Below are 18,187 nucleotides of genomic sequence, written 5' to 3'. Positions count from 1 at the left end.
CCCGGTTCGGGCCAGGGGTGTCCGGCCCCGGCTCAGCCCGCGTGGGCCTCGCGGTGGGCCTTGGCCAGCTCCACGTAACCGACCGCGTTGAACGTGATCCCCTCCAGCTCCTCCGCGGTGACCGGCCGCTTGACCCGCGCGGGTACGCCCGCCACGAGGGAGCCCGGCGGCACCCGCATGCCCTGGGGGACGAGGGCCTGTGCGGCGACCAGTGATCCGGCTCCGATGCGGGCGCCGTTGAGCACGGTCGCGCCCATGCCGATCAGCACGTCGTCCTCGATCACGCAGCCGTGCAGCACGGCGTTGTGCCCCACGGACACCCGGTCTCCGACCGTGAGCGGGAAGCCCGGGTCGGTGTGGACGCTGCAGTTGTCCTGGATGTTGCTGTCCGCGCCCAGGGAGATGGGGCCGCAGTCCGCCCGCAGTACCGCCTGGTACCAGACGCTCGAACCCGGTGCGAGGGTGACCTCGCCGATCACGACGGCGGTCGGCGCCACGAAGGCGTCCGCGTCGACCGACGGCTCCTTGCCGCCCACGCCCGTGATCAACGGCTGCTCCGCCATGGTGCGCTCCTTCGTCCGACGGTGATGTCCGGGGGAACCGTAGGTCACGCCGTCGCACCCGCCGAAGATCGACGCCGAACATTGGGGTGAACATCACAGAGCGGAGCGCCGGGCACAGTGGGCCGGACGGCTACCGTGAGCGGGTGTCGAAGAGCAAACACGCGTTCCCCTGTCTCTCCCGCTGGTGGCGCAACGCCGCCTCCCGCGCGGTCCACCGCGGCCGGGCCTGGGTGGGGGAGCACGGCGCGGTGACCGCCGAGCGCCCCGGCCCGCTGCGCTTCGGCCGGATCGGGCCCGGGACGCGGCTGGCGTTCCCGCAGGGCACGGTCTTCGGCGAGCCGTGGATCCGCCTCGGGGACCACTGCGTCATAGCCGAGCAGGTGACGATCACCGCCGGGATGATGCCCGGTCTGGAGCTGGGGCCGGACCCCATCCTGACCCTGGGCGACGGGGTCGTACTCGGCCGGGGCAGCCACGTCATCGCCGACACCACGGTGACCATCGGCTCGAACACGTACTGCGGCCCGTACGTCTACATCACTTCCACGAACCACAGCTACGACGACCCGGACCAGCCGGTCGGCAGGCAGTGGCCGCGCGCGGAACCGGTGGAGATAGGCCCCGGGTGCTGGATCGGTACGGGAGCCGTGGTGCTGCCCGGCGCCCGGCTCGGCCGCAACGTCGTGGTGGCGGCGGGCGCGATCGTACGGGGAGAGGTCCCGGACCACTCCGTCGTGGCGGGCGCCCCGGCCCGGGTGGTGCGGAGCTACGACCCGGAACGTGGCTGGCAGCCGCCGCTGCGTACCCCCGCGCCCGTGCCGGTCCCCGAGGGCGTCACGCCCGCGCAGCTGCTGGACTTCGCCGCCGCGGAGGACGACGCGCATCCGGCGTGAATCCCGCCCGGTCCCCCGGTCCGCACGCCGGGCCGGGGTCATCCCGAAGCCAGTAGCACCGTGCCCATCAGGGCGAGGCCGGCGCCGGCCGCCTGGATGCCGCGGAGCCGTTCCTTGAGGACCCCGCGCGCGGCCAGGGCGGTCACCACCGGATAGAGCGAGGCCAGTACCGCCGCCACCGTCACCGAACCGTGCCGCACAGCCGTGGCGTACGTGCCGTTCGCCGCGACGTCCGCGAGCCCCACGAAGGCCAGCGCGGGCAGCGCCCCGAGGATCACCGCCCCGCCGCCCTCCCCGGGCAGGGCCCGGCCGCCACGGCGTACCGACACCCACAGAGCCGCACCACCCACCAGGACGTTGGTGACACGCTGTACGAAAAGGGCCAGGAACAGGCCCGTCGTGCTGGTCGAAGCCTCCGAGACCAGGGACATGACGGCCCCGAAACCGAAGGCGGCCACCAGCGTCAGCAGGACCGCGCGGCGGCGCACCGGCGCACCGCGGAGCTCGGGCCCGCCCGCGAGGACGACGCCCGCCACGGCGATGACGACCCCGGCCAACTGGGCCGGACCCGGCCGCTCCCCGGCGACCAGGCCGAGGGAAACCGGTACGGCGACGCCGAGCGATCCGAGCGGGGAGACCACGCTCATCGGGCCGAGAGCGAGCGCCTTGTAGAAGCAGAGCATGGCCACCGGGCCGACCGTGCCCGCTGCCACCGCGAACCAGAGCCGGTCACCGGCCTCGCTCCACGCACCGGTCGCGACCACGGTCGCGCCCAGCACCACCACGGCGATCGCCTGGGAGACGACGACCACCGTGAGCGCCGGGATTCTGCGGGTCAGCAGCCCGCCGCCGAAGTCGGCGAGCCCCCACAGCAGGCTGGTGGCCAGGGCGAAAAGTGCTGACAAGACAGGCCTCGCAGTACAGTGCGGCGAACGGTTGGGGCTGAGGTGCACCACACCGTAGTTCATTATTTTGTACTTCGCCATCAAGGATATTGGACTGAATGTGTCTGATCTCGATCAGTTGACCCAGTCGCTGGCACGGAACCTCAAGCACTGGCGGGGAGAGCGGGGCTTCACCCTGGACGCTCTCGCGGCCCGCGCCGGTGTCAGCCGAGGCATGATCATCCAGATCGAGCAGGCCCGGACCAACCCGAGCGTCGGCACCACCGTGAAGCTCGCCGACGCGCTCGGCGTCAGCATCACCACCCTCCTCGACTACGAACAGGGCCCGCAGGTCCGCTTGGTCGCCCCCGAACAGGCGGTACGTCTCTGGTCGACCGAGGCGGGCAGTTCGACCACCCTCCTCGTCGGCGCCGAGGCCACCGGGCCGTTCGAACTCTGGTCCTGGCACCTGGAACCGGGCGACGGCAGTGCCTCCGACCCGCACCCGGAGGGAACCGTCGAGCTCCTCCACGTCACGGCCGGTGAACTGACCCTGGTCGTCGGCGGCGACGCCCACACCGTCCCCGCCGGCACCTCCGCGACCTTCCAGGCGCACGTCCCCCACGCCTACCGCAACGAGGGCACGGAGCCGACCGAGCTGACCATGGCCGTCTGGATCCCTCCGGTCCGCTGAAACCGGCAACATCCGCCTCACGGGCTGCTGTTAGCGTTGATCCATGCGCGCACCCATCGGCAACTTCGACGACGACGCCGCCGCTCCCGCGGCCGACCGCACCGATCTGCTCACCGAGCCGGTCGCCGCAGCGGTGACCCAGGGGTGGGGCGGCTTCACCGCCGAGCAGATCCTGCACGTGGACACGGACCCGGACCTCGCCGACACCGCCGTCTTCGTCGAGCACTACGGCGCCGGTCTTCTCGACGAGTCCGCCAACTGCGTGGTCGTCGCGGGCAAGCGCGGCACCGACGTCACCCTGGCCGCCTGCGTCGTACTCTCCCGGACCCGCGTCGACGTCAACGGCGCGGTGCGCAAGCACCTCGGCGCACGCAAGGCGTCCTTCGCCCCGATGGACGTCGCGGTCGGCGAAAGCGGCATGGAGTACGGCGGGATCACGCCCATCGGCCTCCCGGCCGCCTGGCCGCTGCTGATCGACCCGGCGGTGGTGGACGAGGAGTGGGTCCTCATCGGCAGCGGCAGCCGCCGCGGCAAGCTCATCGTTCCCGGCAAGTCCCTCGCGGCCCTCCCGGGTGCGGTGGTGGTGGAGGGGCTGGGCGTCTGAGGAGCCGGGCGCCGGCATCCCCGGCCCCCGGGTCCCCGTCGTGGGCGCGGCCGGGCGGAGCGAGGCCGGGCGGAGTGGCGTCGGACGGAGCGGTGCCCCCGGCGCGCGTACGGCGGGCGACGGCGTACGTCCCGTCCGTGAAGCGGTCCACCGCGAAGTCCACCGCCTCCCGCACCGGCAGCAGGGTGCAGGCGGCCTCGCCCACCCGGCCGGTGCGGACGGTCCCCGGGCCCGCCGACCGTGCGAACTCCGCGCCCAGCGCGGCGAAGTCCGAGTCGTCGAGCGCCACGTCCTCGTACGCCCACCACCGCTTCCCGCCGGGTCCGCCCACCACGCAGCGGTAGCGGCGGACGGGCGGCTCGGGGACGCGGTACTCGGCGAGGTGGAAAGCGCTGAACGTGTTGAAACCAGTACCGAGCAGCAAGGCCTGCGCGCCCGCGTCGTACAGGCGGGCCAGCGGCGAGTCCTCGCCCAGATGGCAGTCGGCGCGGTGGCCCCGGGTCAGCCGCGCGGCGGCCGGACCGAGCGCGGCGAAGGAGGTCTGCGGGTGGCCGCTGCGCCTCGCGCCGGGAGTCCGCCGGACCGCCTCGGCGAGCCGGCCCATCGCCGGGGCGGGCGTGGTGGCCGCATCGAAGGGCGGCATGTCCGCGCGGACCCTGGCGCGTTCCGATTCCGTGAGCCCGGCCACCCGGGCCAGATGGACGCGCGAGGTGTCGGAGTTCTCCGGCGTGAACGCGGGGACGACCAGCGTCCCCGCCGGTCCCAGCGCCCCCCGCACCCCCGCGACCACGGCTGCCGCGCCGCGGTCCGGAGGGCGTACCGCGCGCAGTGAGGCGTGCACGACGAGCGTGGCGCCGGGACGTACGCCCAGGGCGATCAGCTCGGCGGCCAGCCGCGCCGGGTACGACACCGTCTTCACAGCCGTTCATTGTCCGCCGCGCCCCCGGCCGGCGGAAGGGCGCAACCGCCGACAGCGGGTTCGGTCGCCAACTGATCGAACCGGGGCGAAACGGGTCAGTGCAGGGACGGAATCTCGATCGCGGGGCAACGGTCCATGACCATGTCGAGACCGGCCTCGCGCGTCCGTGCGTACGCGGCCTCGTCGATCACGCCCAGCTGGAACCAGACGGCCTTCGCCCCGATCGCCACAGCCTCGTCCGCCACGGCACCGGCCTGCTCGCCGTTGACGAAGACGTCCACCACGTCCACCGGGAACGGAATGTCCGCGAGCGACGCGTACCCCTGCTCGCCGTGGACCATCTCGGCCTTCGGGTGGACCGGGACGATCCGCTTGCCGAAGCGCTGGAGGACTCCGGCGACGCCGTAGGCCGCGCGCGAGGTGTTGGTGGAGAGGCCGACCACGGCCCAGGTGTCGCCGGATTCCAGGAGAATCCGCCGGATCGTCTCATCGTCTGCGTACATGCCACCGACAACCCGGGCCGCGGCCCCGCCATTCCCGTACGGAGTCGACCCGCCGGGCACCGCCTGGGACGCGTCTTCACGTGGCCGTCCGCCGGGCGGCGTCCGGCCGGACGACCGCAGTCCGAAGACGCGCCCCTAGGCTGGAGGCATGCAGGAGCAGTATCGGACAGTTGCCCGAGCGGGCGTGCACGAGACCGAGATCAACCGGTCGCGTTTCCTCTGCGCGCTCGCCCCCGCCGCCACCGAACAGGAGGCGCAGGACTTCGTCGCACGCGTCCGCAAGGAACACCCCACCGCCACCCACAACTGCTACGCCTACGTGGTTGGCGCCGACGCCTCCGTCCAGAAGGCCAGCGACGACGGCGAACCCGGCGGGACCGCCGGGGTGCCGATGCTGCAGATGCTGATGCGCCGCGAGGTCCGGTACGCCGTGGCCGTGGTGACCCGGTACTACGGCGGGGTGAAGCTCGGCGCCGGTGGCCTGATCCGGGCGTACGGGGGAGTGGTCGGCGAGGCGCTGGACGAGCTCGGAACCCTCACCAGGCAGCGCTACCGGCTGGCCACCGTCACGGTCGACCACCAGCGGGCGGGCAGGCTGGAGAACGACATGAGGGCCACCGGAACCGCCGTGCGCGAGGTGCGGTACGCGGAGGCGGTCACCCTGGAGATCGGCCTGCCCGACGCAGACGTGGCCGGGTTCCGCGCCTGGCTGGCCGATGCCACGGCGGGCTCCGCGACGCTCGAACTCGGCGGAGAGGCGTACGGGGACGCGTGACCGCACGGCTCCGCGGACTCCGGCCCGGCTGCTCGGTGCGAGGTTCCGGTGAGGTTCGCCACCCCCGGCGATGCGGGAACCGGGGCCCGGCGGCATTAGCGTGGAGTCCGCACGGCCGCGCCGGGACCGCTGACGGCCCCCGAGCAGCGGGGCCGCGCACGCAGCAGGAGACCGGGACGGCCCGGACAGGGCGCGAGGCCGTTGCCGGCCACGGGGCGGAGGACCAGGAACATGCGGATCACAGCGGGTGGAGCGACGTCTTGAGACTGCTGCACACCTCCGACTGGCACCTGGGCCGGTCCTTCCACCGCGTCCCCCTGCTCGACGCCCAGGCCGCGTACCTCGACCACCTCGTCGCCACCGTCCGCGACCGCGAGGTGGACGCCGTCCTCGTCGCCGGCGACGTCTACGACCGTGCCGTGCCGCCGCTCGCCGCCGTCGAACTGTTCGACACCGCCCTGCACCGGCTTGCCGCCCTCGGGGTGCCCACCGTCATGATTTCCGGCAACCACGACTCGGCCCGTCGGCTCGGGGTCGGCGCCGGACTCATCGACCGGGCAGGCATCCACCTGCGTACCGACCCCGCCGGATGCGGCACCCCCGTGCTGCTCGCCGACGCCCACGGCGACATCGCCTGCTACGGGCTCCCCTACCTCGAACCGGCCCTCGTCAAGGACTCCCTGGGGGCCGGGAAGGCCGCGCACGAGTCCGTACTCTCCGCCGCCATGGACCGGGTCCGCGCCGACCTCGCCGGACGAGCGCCGGGCACCCGCTCCGTGGTGCTCGCCCACGCCTTCGTCGCGGGTGGCGAACCCAGCGACAGCGAGCGCGACATCACCGTCGGCGGAGTCGCCGCCGTCCCCGCGGGCGTCTTCGACGGCGTCGACTACGTGGCCCTCGGCCACCTGCATGGCAGCCAGCGGGTCAGCGAGCGGGTCCGGTACTCCGGCTCCCCGCTCGCGTACTCCTTCTCCGAGGCGGACCACCGCAAGACCATGTGGCTGATCGACCTGGACGCGGACGGAACGGTCACCGGCGAACGCGTCGACTGCCCCGTGCCCCGGCCGCTCGCCCGGCTCCGCGGCCGACTCGGCGCACTCCTGGAGGACCCCGCCCTGGAGCGGCACCGGGACTCCTGGGTCGAGGCCACCCTCACCGACCCCACCCGTCCCGCCGACCCCATGGCGCGGCTCGCCGAACGCTTCCCGCACACCCTCAGCCTCGTCTTCGACCCCGAACGCGACCCCGAGGACCCGCTCGCCTCGTATGCGCAGCGCCTCAAGGGGCGCGACGACCACCAGATCGCGGAGGACTTCGTGGCGCACGTCCGCGGCGGCAGCGGCCCGGACGAGTCGGAACGCACCGTGCTGCGCGCCGCCTTCGACGACGTGCGCGTGGACGACGTGGTCCGCGAGGTGTCCCGATGAGGCTCCACCGGCTCGTCCTCACCGCCTTCGGTCCCTTCGGCACCACCACCGAGGTCGACTTCGACGCACTCTCCTCGGCCGGCCTCTTCCTGCTGCACGGCCCCACCGGCGCGGGCAAGACCTCGGTGCTCGACGCGGTCTGCTACGCCCTGTACGGAGCCGTCCCCGGGGCACGCCAGAGCCCCGGCACCTCGCTCCGCAGCGACCACGCCGACCCCGTCACCCCCACCGAAGTCCTGCTGGAGCTGACCGCGGGCGGCCGGCGCCTGGAGATCACCCGCTCCCCGGCCCAGACCCGTCCCAAGAAGAAGGGCGACGGCTACACCACCGAGAAGGCCCAGAGCCGGCTGCGCGCCTACGACCCCGAGAAGGGCTGGCAGGCCCTCAGTAAATCGCACCAGGAGATCGGCGAGGAGATCACCCAGCTCCTCGGCATGAGCCGCGACCAGTTCTGCCAGGTGGTGCTGCTCCCGCAGGGCGACTTCGCGCGGTTCCTGCGGGCCGACGCCGAGGCCCGGGGCAAGCTGCTCGGCCGGCTCTTCGACACGCGGCGCTTCGCCGCCGTCGAGGAACGCCTCGCCGAACTCCGCCGCACGGCCGAGTCCCGCGTGAGGGCCGGGGACGAGCGCGTCCTCGCCACCGCCCAGCGGCTGGCACAGGCGGCGGGCCCCGCCGCCGAGATGCCCCTGCCGACCGCCCAGCCCGGTGAACCCGGCCTCGCCGAAAGTGTGTTGGGGTGGGCGGCGATCGCGCGCTCCGGCACGCGGGAGCGGCTGGAGATCGCCGGACTCGCGGTGGACGCGGCGGAGGAGCGACGGACGGCGGCCCGGGGCGCGCTGGACGAAGAGCGCGAACTCGCCCGTCTCCAGCAGCGTTTCGCGGAGACCGAGCGGCGTGCGGCGGCCCTGGAGGGCGGCCGGGCCGAGCGGGACCGCTGCGAGGAGCGCCTGGCACGGGCCCGTAAGGCGGAGCTGATCGTCCCCGCCCTCGAACTGCGGGACGCCGCCGAGCGCGAGGCCGCCGCGGCGAGTGCCGCCCGCGACCGGGTCCGTACGCGGCTGCCCGCCGAACTCGCCGACGCCGGAGCCGGGCGGCTCGCCGAGCTGGAACGTCGCTACCGCCAGGAGCTGGGTGGCCTCGACGCCGCCCGTCGCGCCGAGACGCGCAGCGCAGCCATCGACGCCGAACGTGCCCTGCTCGAAGGCGAGTCGGCACAGGACGACGAGACCATCCTCGAAGCGGACGCGTGGCTGGCCGGCTGGGACGACGCCAGGACGGCCCTGATCGCGGAGGTCGAGGCGGCGCAGGAAGCCGCGACCCGGACCGAACAGCTCGCCGCCCGGCTCGCCTCCGCCCGGGGCCGGCTGGGCGCGGCCCGGCGTCGCGACGCTCTCGCCCGTGAAATCGAGGACGCCAGGGCGGAGTCGACCGCCGTCCGGGAGAGCGCGCTCATCGCCCACGAGCGGTGGCTCGGCCTGCGGGAGCGCCGACTGCGCGACATCGCCGCCGAGTTGGCCGCCGGACTCGCCGCCGGGGAGCCGTGCGCGGTCTGCGGCTCGGCCGAGCACCCGGACCCCGCCCGAGCGGGCGACGGACACGTGGACCGTGCCACCGAGGAAGCCGCCCTCGCCGCCCACCGCGCCGCCGAACAGGCGAAGGCCCGGGCCGACCGGGCGCTCGGACTCCTCTCGGAGCGCCACACCATCGCGCGGGCCGAGGCGACCGGCGACGCGGCGGGCCCGGCGGACACGACCGGTTCGGCGGACACGACCGGTTCGGCGGACGCGGCGGTGAGCTCCGGTCCCGGTGACCCCTCCGTCGCCGAACTGAGCGCCCACGTCGACCGACTGGCCCGCGAGCACGGCGAGGCCCACCGGCTCGCAGCCGGCACGCACCGGGTGCGCGAGGCCCTCGCCGCCGCCGAGCGGGAACACCAGGACCGGCTGGACCAGCGCCGCCACGCCGAACGCCGCGCCGCCGTGAGGGTCTCGCGGCGGGAGACCCTCGACCGGGAGCAGGCGGCTCTGGAAGCCGATCTCGCCGGTGTGCGCGAAGTGCCCGGCACCATCGCGGACCACGCCGACCGGCTCGCCCGGCGCGCCGATCTGCTCGCCGAGGCCGCCGACGCCGTGCGGACCGAGGAGGGCGCGGCCGAACGACGGAAGGAAGCCGACGGCCGCCTGGCCGACGCGGCCTTCCGCGCCGGGTTCGACACCCCGCAGGCGGCCGTCGCGACCCTGATCGACCGTTCCGCGCAGCGGCAGTTGCAGAACCGGATCGACGTCTGGCAGGCCGAGGCGGCCACCGTCGCCGACCGGCTGGCGGAGGGGGACGCCCGCGAGGCCGCAGCCCGCCCCGCCGCGTCGCCGGACCGGGCGCGCGAGACGTACGACCGCGCCGAGGCCCTGCTGCGCCTCGCCTCGGCGGCGCACTCCGCCGCGCAGGAGCGCCGCACCGAACTGGACCGTCTCTCCCGCGAGGCCGCCCGGGAGGTACGCGCACTGGGCCCGCTCCGCGCGGAGTACGAACGGGTCGCCCGCCTCGCCGCGCTCACCGCCGGTACCTCCGCCGACAACGACCGCAAGATGCGGCTGGAGTCCTACGTACTCGCCGCCCGCCTGGAGCAGGTGGCCGCCGCCGCCACCGTCCGGCTCCAGCGGATGTCCGCCGGCCGCTACACCCTGGTCCACTCCGACGCACGCACGGGAGGACGCCGGGCCGGACTGGGACTGCACGTCGTCGATGCCTGGACGGGCCGGGAACGGGACACCGCGACCCTCTCCGGAGGCGAGACCTTCTTCGCCTCCCTCGCCCTCGCACTGGGCCTCGCCGACGTGGTGACCGACGAGGCGGGCGGGACACGGCTGGACACCCTCTTCATCGACGAGGGCTTCGGCAGTCTGGACGAGCAGACCCTCGACGAGGTACTGGACGTCCTGGACTCGCTCCGCGAGCGGGACCGCAGTGTCGGCATCGTCAGCCACGTGGGTGACCTGCGGCGCCGCGTCCCCGCCCAGCTCGAAGTCGTGAAGGGCCGGCAGGGATCGACGGTCCGGCACAGGCTCGGCTGACCCGCGACACCCTCGGCCCCGCCTTCGCCCAACCGTCAGCAGGGGGTCACCTGGCCCGGGCACGGGCCACTGCGGACGCCGGACACGCCAGTCGTACGGATGTGACCGGTCGGGAGATGGCGCGACCGGTCCGTACGACCCGGTTTCCGGTTTCGGCGGGGACACCGGATCCGTGTACGCCGAAGGGCCGCGCCAGGAAGACCTGCGGACATGGGACGACGATCAGGCCGACACCGGCCGCCTCGATCTCTCGGACGCGCTCATGGAGGGCGGCCCGGTGTCGCTGATCTTCGGTGTCGTGGGAGGCGACATCCGCCCGCTCTCCCGCCTGCGCGGAGTGAACCCACGGGTTCCACCGTGCGAGACGACTGCGGGAGTCCGCCGCGGCGGTGGGGAGGTTACGCACGGGCCGTCGAAGCGGTTCGGGACGCACGGGCGTCGCTGCGGCGCGAGCGCGCCGACCGGGAACGTGGCTCAGGGCGGCGACCAGCGCCGTGGTCCGGGCGTCCTGACGGGCCGGATCGACGCGCGCCACCTCGTCCTGCTCCACCTCGTCGGCGATCCCCTGTCCGGGTGCTGGTGAGGCCGGGCCGGGGGCTGCGGACACCGCGCGAACGGGCCGGGAGCCGTCAGCACGTCTGGACGCCCCGCTGGCGGGAGCGAGACCCGCCGCAGGGCCGAGGCGGATTCCGCGGGCGGGACCCGATCTCCGCGAGAACGCGCCTGGAATCGTGGAGGACCTGACCGGAATCCTGCGGGACGCCGAACGGGACAGCCTCGCCGCACAGTCCGCCCGGACCTCCGTCGACCTGCTGCGGGGGCCGGACAACCGTATCGGCGAGCACGGCGAAGTACTCCGTGGGCCGAGCCTCGAAATCGGTCCACGCGGTGAGGCCGACGGGCGGTACACGGGTGTGTCAGCGGGGGAGGCGCCGGTACGGGCGGCATGGCGACTCGGCCCGGCCTGGAAAAGGGAGGCGCCTCAGCGCTCGATCGGGCGGCGGGGGAGCGGGGAGGAGTACACCACGCTCGTGGTCACCGAACCCAGGCCGCTGATGCGCCCCGTCACCTCTTCCAGGTGACGCATCGAACGTGCGGTGACCTTCAGAACGAAGCAGTCGTCCCCGGTGGTGTGGTGCGCCTCGACGATCTCCGGGGTGGTGGCGAGGAGGTCGTGGAACGGCTTGTAGTTGCCGGTCGGGTAGCGCAGCCGTACGAAGGCGAGGATCGGCAGGCCGAGGCGCTCCGGCTCGACCACCGCGCTGTACCCGCTGATCACACCGAGCTCTTCCAGACGTCGCACCCGTTCGGTCACCGCGCTCGGCGACATGGCCACGGCCCGGGCGAGTTCGGCGAAGCTGGCCCGGCCGTCGCGCTGCAGGGCATCGAGAATGCGCCAATCGGTGGCGTCCGGTGAATAGTCGGTCATGGCCTCAGACAACAGGGGAATCCCCGGCAGATCAAGCAAAGAGTCATGGATCATGCCTTCTGGCGGGCGCGCGGCCCGCCTAGATTGGGGTCCGTGCATACGATCTCGCCCCGCACCGCAGAGCCTGCCGCGGCCACTTCCAGCCACCCGGTTCTGCGGGTGCCGCCCGCCCCGCCGGCCGCCGCCGCTGCCTACTTCGCCGCCTCGCTGGCCTTCCACGCCGATGTCTCCGACGTCGCCGCAGCCCTGAACCTCGACGCGGGCCCGGGTGTCACCGTCCTGGACAGCCGCTCCACGGCCTCCTGGGACCAGGGGCACATCCCGGGCGCCGTGCACCTGCCCACCGCGCTGATTCCGGAGCAGGCCACCCGACTCCTCGACCCGGCCGTCCCCGTCGTCACCTACTGCTGGGGACCGGGCTGCGACGGAGCGACGAGGGCGGCCCTCGCGCTTGCCCGACTCGGCTACCAGGTCAAGGAGATGCGGGGTGGATTCGAGTACTGGGTACGCGAGGGTTTCGCCTTCGAGACCGCGCGCGGAGCCGAACGGCACGCCCTCGACCCGCTCACCGCGCCGGTGGCGGACGAGGACTGCGGCTGCTGAATCCGCCTTCCTCCGGGTGTGCGGGGCCCTGGCCTGCCTCACGCCGTGACGAGCGCTTCCAGCAAGGGTCTCGCACCGGTGCCGGAAGGGAGTCCGCTCACCTGCCCGTCGCCCACCTCGACCACCCGCCACACGCCGTCCTCGCGCAACGCCAGGTCGGTGGTCACCAGCCGGCAGCCGAGGCGGCGCACGGCCTCGCCCACCGGGCCCAGCTCGGGGACGGGCCGGTCGCCCGGGGTGTCCGGATGGGCGGTCACCATGACGGGCGCTCCGTCGACCCACCACACACGCGCCTCCCCGCCCGGGACGAACCGCTCGTAGGCGCGTACCACCACTCCACCCGTGAGGAAGTCGCCCTGGAGAGCGACCAGCCGTCCGACGACCGCGGAGAGCACCTCGGGGTCCCTCAACTCGGGCACGAAGCAGGCCTCGTGCCATTCGTGCTTCCGGGACTTCACGAAGTCCTTGACCATGCCGGGGCCTCGGCCGAGCGATCGCGCGAGGGCGGACCAGAACGCGCCGTCCTCCGGTACGGGAGCCCCAGCGGGCAGCGTGTGCCAGACACTGCGCGGTGTCAGTCCGTCGAACACGGCGTACCAACCCGGAAGTTCATGGGCCGTCCGGTAGGCCGCCGCGTCCGTGAGCAGTGAGGTCCCCCGCTTCGCGAGAGCCCGCTCCAGGTCGGCGTACCGCCGTGCGGGGATCATCCAGCCCCGGTACCAGTACGGACCCGAGCCGCGCGGTACCCGGGCGACTGCCCCCGCCGCGTCGCCCGCGAGCAGGGCGTCGTGGTCGAGGAGCGCGGTGGGGGCGCCCGTGTCCCGTACTGTTTTTCCCTCTTCGGCGAACGCCGGGTCAGGGCGGCTGGGGCGCAGCGGGTCGGCGCAGAGGAGAAAGCCTGGCATCGGTGGTGCCTTCGGTCGCGGTGCGTGGTCCGGGGCGGCAGGAGGAGCTGTTCCGGCCCGGGTCGTTCGGTACCTCCGGCGCGAAGGTCGTCGAGGGCGCCGGCCGGACGGCATTGCCGCCGCCCGGCCGACGCCGGTGCACCGGTCGGGGTCCCGCGGGCCGACGACTGCCGCGCCGACGGGGCCGTCCGGGATCAGAGCTTGGAGAGCTCCTCGACCAGGTCGTCCAAGCCCAGTGACCCCTGCGACAGGGCCGCCATGTGCCAGGCCTTGAGATCGAAGGCCTCTCCGTGGGCCGCGCGGGCATTCTCCCGGCCCAGCAGCCAGGCGCGCTCGCCGAGCTTGTAGCCGATCGCCTGACCCGGCATGGAGAGGTAACGGGTCAGCTCGCTCTCCACGAAGTCCGCCGGGCGGCCACTGTGGGCGCCGAAGAACTCCTGCGCCAGTTCCGGGGTCCACCGCTCACCCGGGTGGAAGGGCGAATCCGCCGGAATCTCCAGCTCCAGGTGCATGCCGATGTCCACGATGACCCGGCAGGCACGCATCATCTGCGCGTCCAGGTAACCGAGCCGCCGTTCGGCGTCCGGCAGGAAGCCGAGCTCGTCCATGAGCCGCTCCGCGTACAGCGCCCACCCCTCGGCATTGGCACTGACCTGGCCGACCGAGGCCTGGTAGCGGGAGAGCGAAGAGGCGACATGGGTCCACTGGGCGATCTGGAGGTGGTGACCGGGCACACCCTCGTGGTACCAGGTGGACACCAGGTCGTAGACGGGGAAACGGGTTTCGCCCATCGTCGGCAGCCAGGTGCGGCCCGGACGGGAGAAGTCCTCGGAGGGACCGGTGTAGTAGGGGGCGGCGGCCCCTCCGGGCGGGGCGATCCGCGACTCCACCTTCCGTACCCGCTCGGCGAGTTCGAAGTGCGTACCGTCGAGCGCCTCGATGGCCTCGTCCATCAGGCCCTGGAGCCACTTCTGGACCTCGTCCACGCCCTCGATGTGCTTGCCGTGGACGTCGAGGTGCGCGAGCGCCTCCCAGGGACCCGCCCCGGGAAGGATCTTCGCTGCCTCGGTCTTCATCTCGGCGAGCAGCCGGTGGTATTCGGACCAGCCGTACGCGTACGCCTCGTCCAGGTCCAGATCGGTACCGTTGAAATAACGCGACCAGCGGGCGTACCGCTCGCGGCCCACGGTGTCGGGCGAGCCCTCGATCGCGGGGGCGTACACCTCGTTCATCCAGGCGCGCAGGGCCACCAGCGCCTCGGTGGCGACACGGGCGGCGCCGTCCAGCTCCTCGCGGAGGGCGTCGGGGCCGGGGGCGACGAAGTCCGCGAAGAACCCTGCGCCCTCACCGTCGCCTCCCGCCCAGGCGGTCAGCTGCTCGACGAAGGTGGCGGTGGGACGGGGGCCGCCGTGGAGCTTCCGTTCGAGGCCGAGGGCGAGCGAGGCACGGTAACCCGCGAGCGCGTCCGGAACGGCGCGCAGCCGGTCGGCGACCACGGCCCAGTCCTCGTCGGTCTCGGTCGGCGTGACGGTGAAGATTTCCCGGACACTGTGGGCCGGGGAGTGGAGGTTGGAGACGGCCCGCAGATGCTCGTCCGCGTCGTGGACGGCGATCTCGGCGGTGAGGCGTTCACGCAACAGCCTGCCGCAGCGTCGTTCGGCGTCGCTGTCGGCGCCCGGAAGAAGCTCCGCCGCGTCCAGCTTCACCAGCGTGGCACGGGCGAGGTCGGCGATGGCCTGCTGGCCTTCGGGCGAGAAGTCGGGCAGGCTGCGGTGGCTTGCCGGGACGCCCAGATACGTACCGAGGATCGGGTCGAGATCGATGATTGCGTCGACGTAGGCGTCGGCGACCTGACGGGGCAGCGCGCTGCTCGAAGTGTCTGACATGCGGACATCCTCGTACGGGAACCGACTTCCCGTCACCCTGGTTCCGTGCGGGACCGGGAGCGTGCCCTGGGCGCCGCGCGCGGAGCCCCCTCGGAACGCAGTGGCTCCCTGCGGGGCGAGGTCTCCCACTCCGCAGGGAGCGTCCGGGAATCGACTGCGCAATTGGCCGGATCAGTGTGGTGGTCGCCCTACGGGCCGACGCTCACGGGTGCTCGGGGATCTTCGGGACGCTCAGGGGTCTTTGGGATCTCTGGGGCCTCTGCGATCTCAGGGTGTTCAACGGCACTCAGGCGTTCAGCGGTACTCACGGAAGTTCAGCGGTACTCAGGAGGCTCCACGGGGACGATGCCGTCGGCCACCATGGACGGTGACGTGACCGTGGTCGCGCGGCGGGGGGCCAACCGCGCCGTGATCACCAGAGTGCCTTCCTCGATCTGGTAGTCGAGGGGCAGCCCGAGCCCGCGCATCGCCGCGACCATGCCGGTGTTGTCGGCCTGGGTGACGGCGTAGACGGAGTCGCAACCAGCCTCGGTGGCCAGACCGACCAGGCGGCTCAGCAACTCGGAGCCGACTCCGCGCCGCTGCCAGTCGTCCTCGACGATGAGGGCGACCTCGGTCTCGTCACCGTCCCAGAGGAGGTGGCCGAGTGCGACGATCCGCCCCGAGTCGGTCTGCACGGAGAGGGTGCGGCCGAAGCGCGGGCTGAGCAGGTGGTCGAGATAGCGGCCCGCGTCCGCGACGGGGCCGTGGTACCGGAGCCCCAGGGTGCGCGGCGAGCAGCGGTCGTGCATCTCGCGTGCCGCGGCCAGGTCGCTCTGGTCCGCGCGGCGCACGGTGATCTCGGGACCCTCGGCGAGCGTGAGGATGTCCTCGCTGCGTGGGACGCGGGGACCGAGGCGTGCGTCGAGCTCGACGAGAGCGCGGGCCCGGGCGAACTCGGTGGGCGTGAACGGCAGGTACGGGCGCTCCACCGTGATCACGCCGCCCGAGGGGTCGCGCAGGCGCATGACGGTCTCTTCCAGCACCCCTTCCACGGGGGTGCCCTCGCCGCCGGTGATCCGACCGGTCACGGAGACCGCCGGCAACGAGTGGATGGCGCAGCGGCCCAGCAGCTGGCGGAGGGCGAGCGGGAGTTCCGCCGCGTCCAGCGCCGTACGCGTGGCCAGCCCCAGAACCCGCGTCGGGGTGTCCACCAGATCGTGGGCGTCGGCCCGCTCGATCCAGGTGGACGTCCCGCCGGCGGCGGAGACCTCCCGGGTCAGCTCGGACGCGCTCAACGACGAGGGCGCGCGCAGCAGGAACTCGTCGACGGTGCCGTCCGCCAGCGGGTGCGTCTGGAGGGTCAGGATGTCGATGCGGAGACGGGCGAGTGCGATGCACAGCGCCGCCAGGCTTCCGGGCGTGTCCTGGACCGTCGTCCGCATTCGCCACAGCACCGTCTCGTCGAGGGCGGGCGAGGCCTCGAAGGACAGGTTCAGGCCGAGCTCGGCACCGTATCCGACGGCTGTTCCACCGGATACGGAGTCCCCGCCCTCGGGCGGTGGGGCGTGGCTGTGCCTCCGTGCCCACCAGGCGTGGAAGGTGGCAGTGGCGGTCAGCGCCACCGCCGAGGCGGCGAGCAGATAGGGTCCGTCGGGCTGGTGCCCGATGAGGTTCGCCACGACATCGGCCACCGCCACGGCGGTGAACAGGGCGGCGAGCTCGATCAGGTCCCGCCGCCAGTGGTGGGGGCGGCGGGCGGTCTTGGCGGATGTCACATCAGTCATGACTTCACTGTGACCGAGTGGTGTTGCCTGATCACGAACGCGTTGTGACCGATGGGTTAAGTGTGGATCTAGTCGCCTTTCGTTGCTTTTCGGTCATCCGTTGACCGAAATTGTCGGGCATGGGGGCAGAAGAGTGGAGCCCGGTCCGTACGTGAGGCGGGGCGCTCTCCGACTGCGGTGTGGTCTCCATCCCGGTTCGATACGAGTCCCCTACGGGTTCGATACGAGTCCGGTCCCAGTCCGGTACGAGTCGGTGGAGGCCCGTCCGAGTCCCTCGGGGGCCCGGTCCGGGCCCTTCAGGCGGCAAGCGTGCCGCCCGGTACCGTGTCCGTCCGTCCGGATGGCCGCCGCCTGCCGGTCGGCCGTGAAAGCTATGCGCCCTGCGTCCTCGCCCGGCGCTCCACCTCGCTCCCGTATGCGGCCGGCAGACGAGCCGCCTGCATCACGCGATGCGAGACACCGCCCCGCTCCGCCACGCGGATGAGGCCAGGCAGAGGCCAGGCGGAGGCGCCGCGCCCTCGGTGCCCGCCGTCTCCACGCACTCCGCGGCCACCGCGAGTATCCCGTGCAGTCCGTGGGGTGCCCGCTCGTGGGCGAGGAGTTGCGTCAGCACCGGCGCCAGGAGACGCGGCACCGTCCGGTGCGCACCCGCCGCGACGGCGCTGCGGGCCGCGTCGACCAGCCGGCTGACCTTCACCAGATCGCGGTCGATCAGCAGGGCCAGCTCCCTGCCGAGCAGCTCCGTGCCAAGGCGCCCCCGCGCTCCCTCCTCGGCGCGCAGGCCGGGGAGGGAGCCAGGCGGCGAGGGGCTCGCCGTCCTGCGGCAAGGTGGCCAGGAAGTGTGCGGGGGATTGCTCCGCGGAGTGACAGGAGTGACAGCACTGGTGCCGGACCGCCCCGCGCGGCTCTCCGAGCGGACGGAAGGCGGGAGGGAACTCCTGTGCAATCCTCGGGTTCCCGAGGGTGGCCGGCCACGTCGGCGACGGCCAGCAGACCGCGCGCCGCCGTCCCCGGCGACACCAGGAACCCGGAGAAGAACCGGGGACGGGGCTCGGCGCCGCGCGGGGTGGGACCACCGGCGGTCTCCAGCCCGAGCAGGCCGCCGGCCTGCGAGGAACGCAGCGCGGACGGACGTCGGTACGCCAGGGCCTGTACGGAACGGGTCATGGGAAAACGGTAGGTGCCACCACTGACAGCGGCCGGGGGAGCGGACGCGGCGCCCGTTTCCGCTCTCCCGACCCGGTCACGCCGTGGACGGACCGTGT

Annotated in this window: 17 protein-coding genes and 1 pseudogene; 8 read left to right on the top strand and 10 right to left on the bottom strand. The window is 73.1% G+C overall.

All coding sequences use genetic code 11. The features are described from left to right. Positions 1-32: 32 nt before the first annotated feature. A complete protein-coding gene (locus ACFZAX_RS26505) occupies positions 33-563 on the bottom strand; it encodes a DapH/DapD/GlmU-related protein (RefSeq protein WP_390964770.1) in 531 nt (176 codons plus the stop codon). A 143-nt stretch (positions 564-706) separates the two neighbouring features. Between ACFZAX_RS26505 and ACFZAX_RS26500 the strand changes: the two genes are divergently transcribed. Then, positions 707-1,456 carry a DapH/DapD/GlmU-related protein gene (locus ACFZAX_RS26500; protein ID WP_390964769.1) on the top strand — a complete coding sequence of 250 codons (750 nt, stop codon included), beginning with the start codon at positions 707-709 and terminating at the stop codon, positions 1,454-1,456. 38 nt (positions 1,457-1,494) lie between these two features. Here the strand turns inward: ACFZAX_RS26500 and ACFZAX_RS26495 are convergent, their stop codons facing one another. After that, positions 1,495-2,361 carry an EamA family transporter gene (locus ACFZAX_RS26495; protein ID WP_390964768.1) on the bottom strand — a complete coding sequence of 289 codons (867 nt, stop codon included), beginning with the start codon at positions 2,359-2,361 and terminating at the stop codon, positions 1,495-1,497. Between the two features lie 100 nt (positions 2,362-2,461). On the opposite strand from ACFZAX_RS26495, the gene ACFZAX_RS26490 reads away from it, so the two are divergent. Together ACFZAX_RS26490 and ACFZAX_RS26485 are read left to right on the top strand one after the other, a co-directional pair. After that, a complete protein-coding gene (locus ACFZAX_RS26490) occupies positions 2,462-3,034 on the top strand; it encodes a cupin domain-containing protein (protein WP_390964767.1) in 573 nt (190 codons plus the stop codon). Between the two features lie 43 nt (positions 3,035-3,077). Further along, on the top strand, positions 3,078-3,638 hold the full coding sequence (locus tag ACFZAX_RS26485; RefSeq protein ID WP_390964765.1) for a YbaK/EbsC family protein: 561 nt from the start codon (positions 3,078-3,080) through the stop codon (positions 3,636-3,638). Here the strand turns inward: ACFZAX_RS26485 and ACFZAX_RS26480 are convergent. Next, positions 3,571-4,557, bottom strand: a complete 987-nt coding sequence (locus tag ACFZAX_RS26480) for an AAC(3) family N-acetyltransferase (protein WP_390964763.1) — start codon at positions 4,555-4,557, stop codon at positions 3,571-3,573. The two genes, ACFZAX_RS26485 and ACFZAX_RS26480, sit on opposite strands and share 68 nt — an antisense overlap. 95 nt (positions 4,558-4,652) lie before the next feature. After that, a complete protein-coding gene (locus tag ACFZAX_RS26475) occupies positions 4,653-5,060 on the bottom strand; it encodes a CoA-binding protein (RefSeq protein ID WP_390964761.1) in 408 nt (135 codons plus the stop codon). 148 nt (positions 5,061-5,208) lie between these two features. Between ACFZAX_RS26475 and ACFZAX_RS26470 the strand changes: the two genes are divergently transcribed. The 4 genes from ACFZAX_RS26470 to ACFZAX_RS26455 all read left to right on the top strand — a co-directional run bounded on the left by ACFZAX_RS26470 (position 5,209) and on the right by ACFZAX_RS26455 (position 10,916). After that, entirely contained in the window at positions 5,209-5,835 is a 627-nt protein-coding gene (locus ACFZAX_RS26470; RefSeq protein WP_390964760.1) for a YigZ family protein, read from the top strand. A 260-nt stretch (positions 5,836-6,095) separates the two neighbouring features. Next, on the top strand, positions 6,096-7,262 hold the full coding sequence (locus ACFZAX_RS26465) for an exonuclease SbcCD subunit D C-terminal domain-containing protein (RefSeq protein WP_390964758.1): 1,167 nt from the start codon (positions 6,096-6,098) through the stop codon (positions 7,260-7,262). Next, positions 7,259-10,333 (top strand): AAA family ATPase, encoded by a 3,075-nt coding sequence (locus ACFZAX_RS26460; RefSeq protein WP_390964756.1) that lies wholly within the window; start codon positions 7,259-7,261, stop codon positions 10,331-10,333. Before ACFZAX_RS26465 ends, ACFZAX_RS26460 begins: the two co-directional genes overlap by 4 nt. A gap of 172 nt (positions 10,334-10,505) precedes the next feature. Next, positions 10,506-10,916, top strand: coding sequence for a hypothetical protein (locus tag ACFZAX_RS26455; RefSeq protein WP_390964754.1), 411 nt, complete (start codon positions 10,506-10,508; stop codon positions 10,914-10,916). Positions 10,917-11,315: 399 nt separating this feature from the next. Here the strand turns inward: ACFZAX_RS26455 and ACFZAX_RS26450 are convergent, their stop codons facing one another. Then, positions 11,316-11,762, bottom strand: coding sequence for an AsnC family transcriptional regulator (locus tag ACFZAX_RS26450; RefSeq protein ID WP_390964752.1), 447 nt, complete (start codon positions 11,760-11,762; stop codon positions 11,316-11,318). Between the two features lie 93 nt (positions 11,763-11,855). Between ACFZAX_RS26450 and ACFZAX_RS26445 the strand changes: the two genes are divergently transcribed. Further along, entirely contained in the window at positions 11,856-12,365 is a 510-nt protein-coding gene (locus ACFZAX_RS26445; RefSeq protein WP_390964751.1) for a rhodanese-like domain-containing protein, read from the top strand. A 38-nt stretch (positions 12,366-12,403) separates the two neighbouring features. Here the strand turns inward: ACFZAX_RS26445 and ACFZAX_RS26440 are convergent, their stop codons facing one another. The 5 genes and pseudogenes from ACFZAX_RS26440 to ACFZAX_RS26420 all read right to left on the bottom strand — a co-directional run. Next, a complete protein-coding gene (locus ACFZAX_RS26440; protein WP_390964749.1) occupies positions 12,404-13,270 on the bottom strand; it encodes an ATP-grasp domain-containing protein in 867 nt (288 codons plus the stop codon). A 194-nt stretch (positions 13,271-13,464) separates the two neighbouring features. Continuing rightward, entirely contained in the window at positions 13,465-15,156 is a 1,692-nt protein-coding gene (locus tag ACFZAX_RS26435) for a DUF885 family protein (protein WP_390964747.1), read from the bottom strand. A gap of 314 nt (positions 15,157-15,470) precedes the next feature. Next, positions 15,471-16,922, bottom strand: coding sequence for a GNAT family N-acetyltransferase (locus tag ACFZAX_RS26430; RefSeq protein ID WP_390964745.1), 1,452 nt, complete (start codon positions 16,920-16,922; stop codon positions 15,471-15,473). A 442-nt stretch (positions 16,923-17,364) separates the two neighbouring features. Then, positions 17,365-17,619: a hypothetical protein gene (locus ACFZAX_RS26425; RefSeq protein ID WP_390964743.1), complete on the bottom strand. Its 255-nt coding sequence runs from the start codon at positions 17,617-17,619 to the stop codon at positions 17,365-17,367. A 272-nt stretch (positions 17,620-17,891) separates the two neighbouring features. Beyond that, positions 17,892-18,089: pseudogene (locus ACFZAX_RS26420) on the bottom strand (SWIM zinc finger family protein); the annotation flags it as partial. Between the last annotated feature and the right edge of the window lie 98 nt (positions 18,090-18,187).

The sequence above is a fragment of the Streptomyces sp. NPDC008125 genome (assembly GCF_042957125.1).
Lineage (GTDB): Bacteria > Actinomycetota > Actinomycetes > Streptomycetales > Streptomycetaceae > Streptomyces.
Note: the sequence above shows the minus strand (reverse complement) of the source record. Positions and strands in the feature narration are given on the sequence as shown.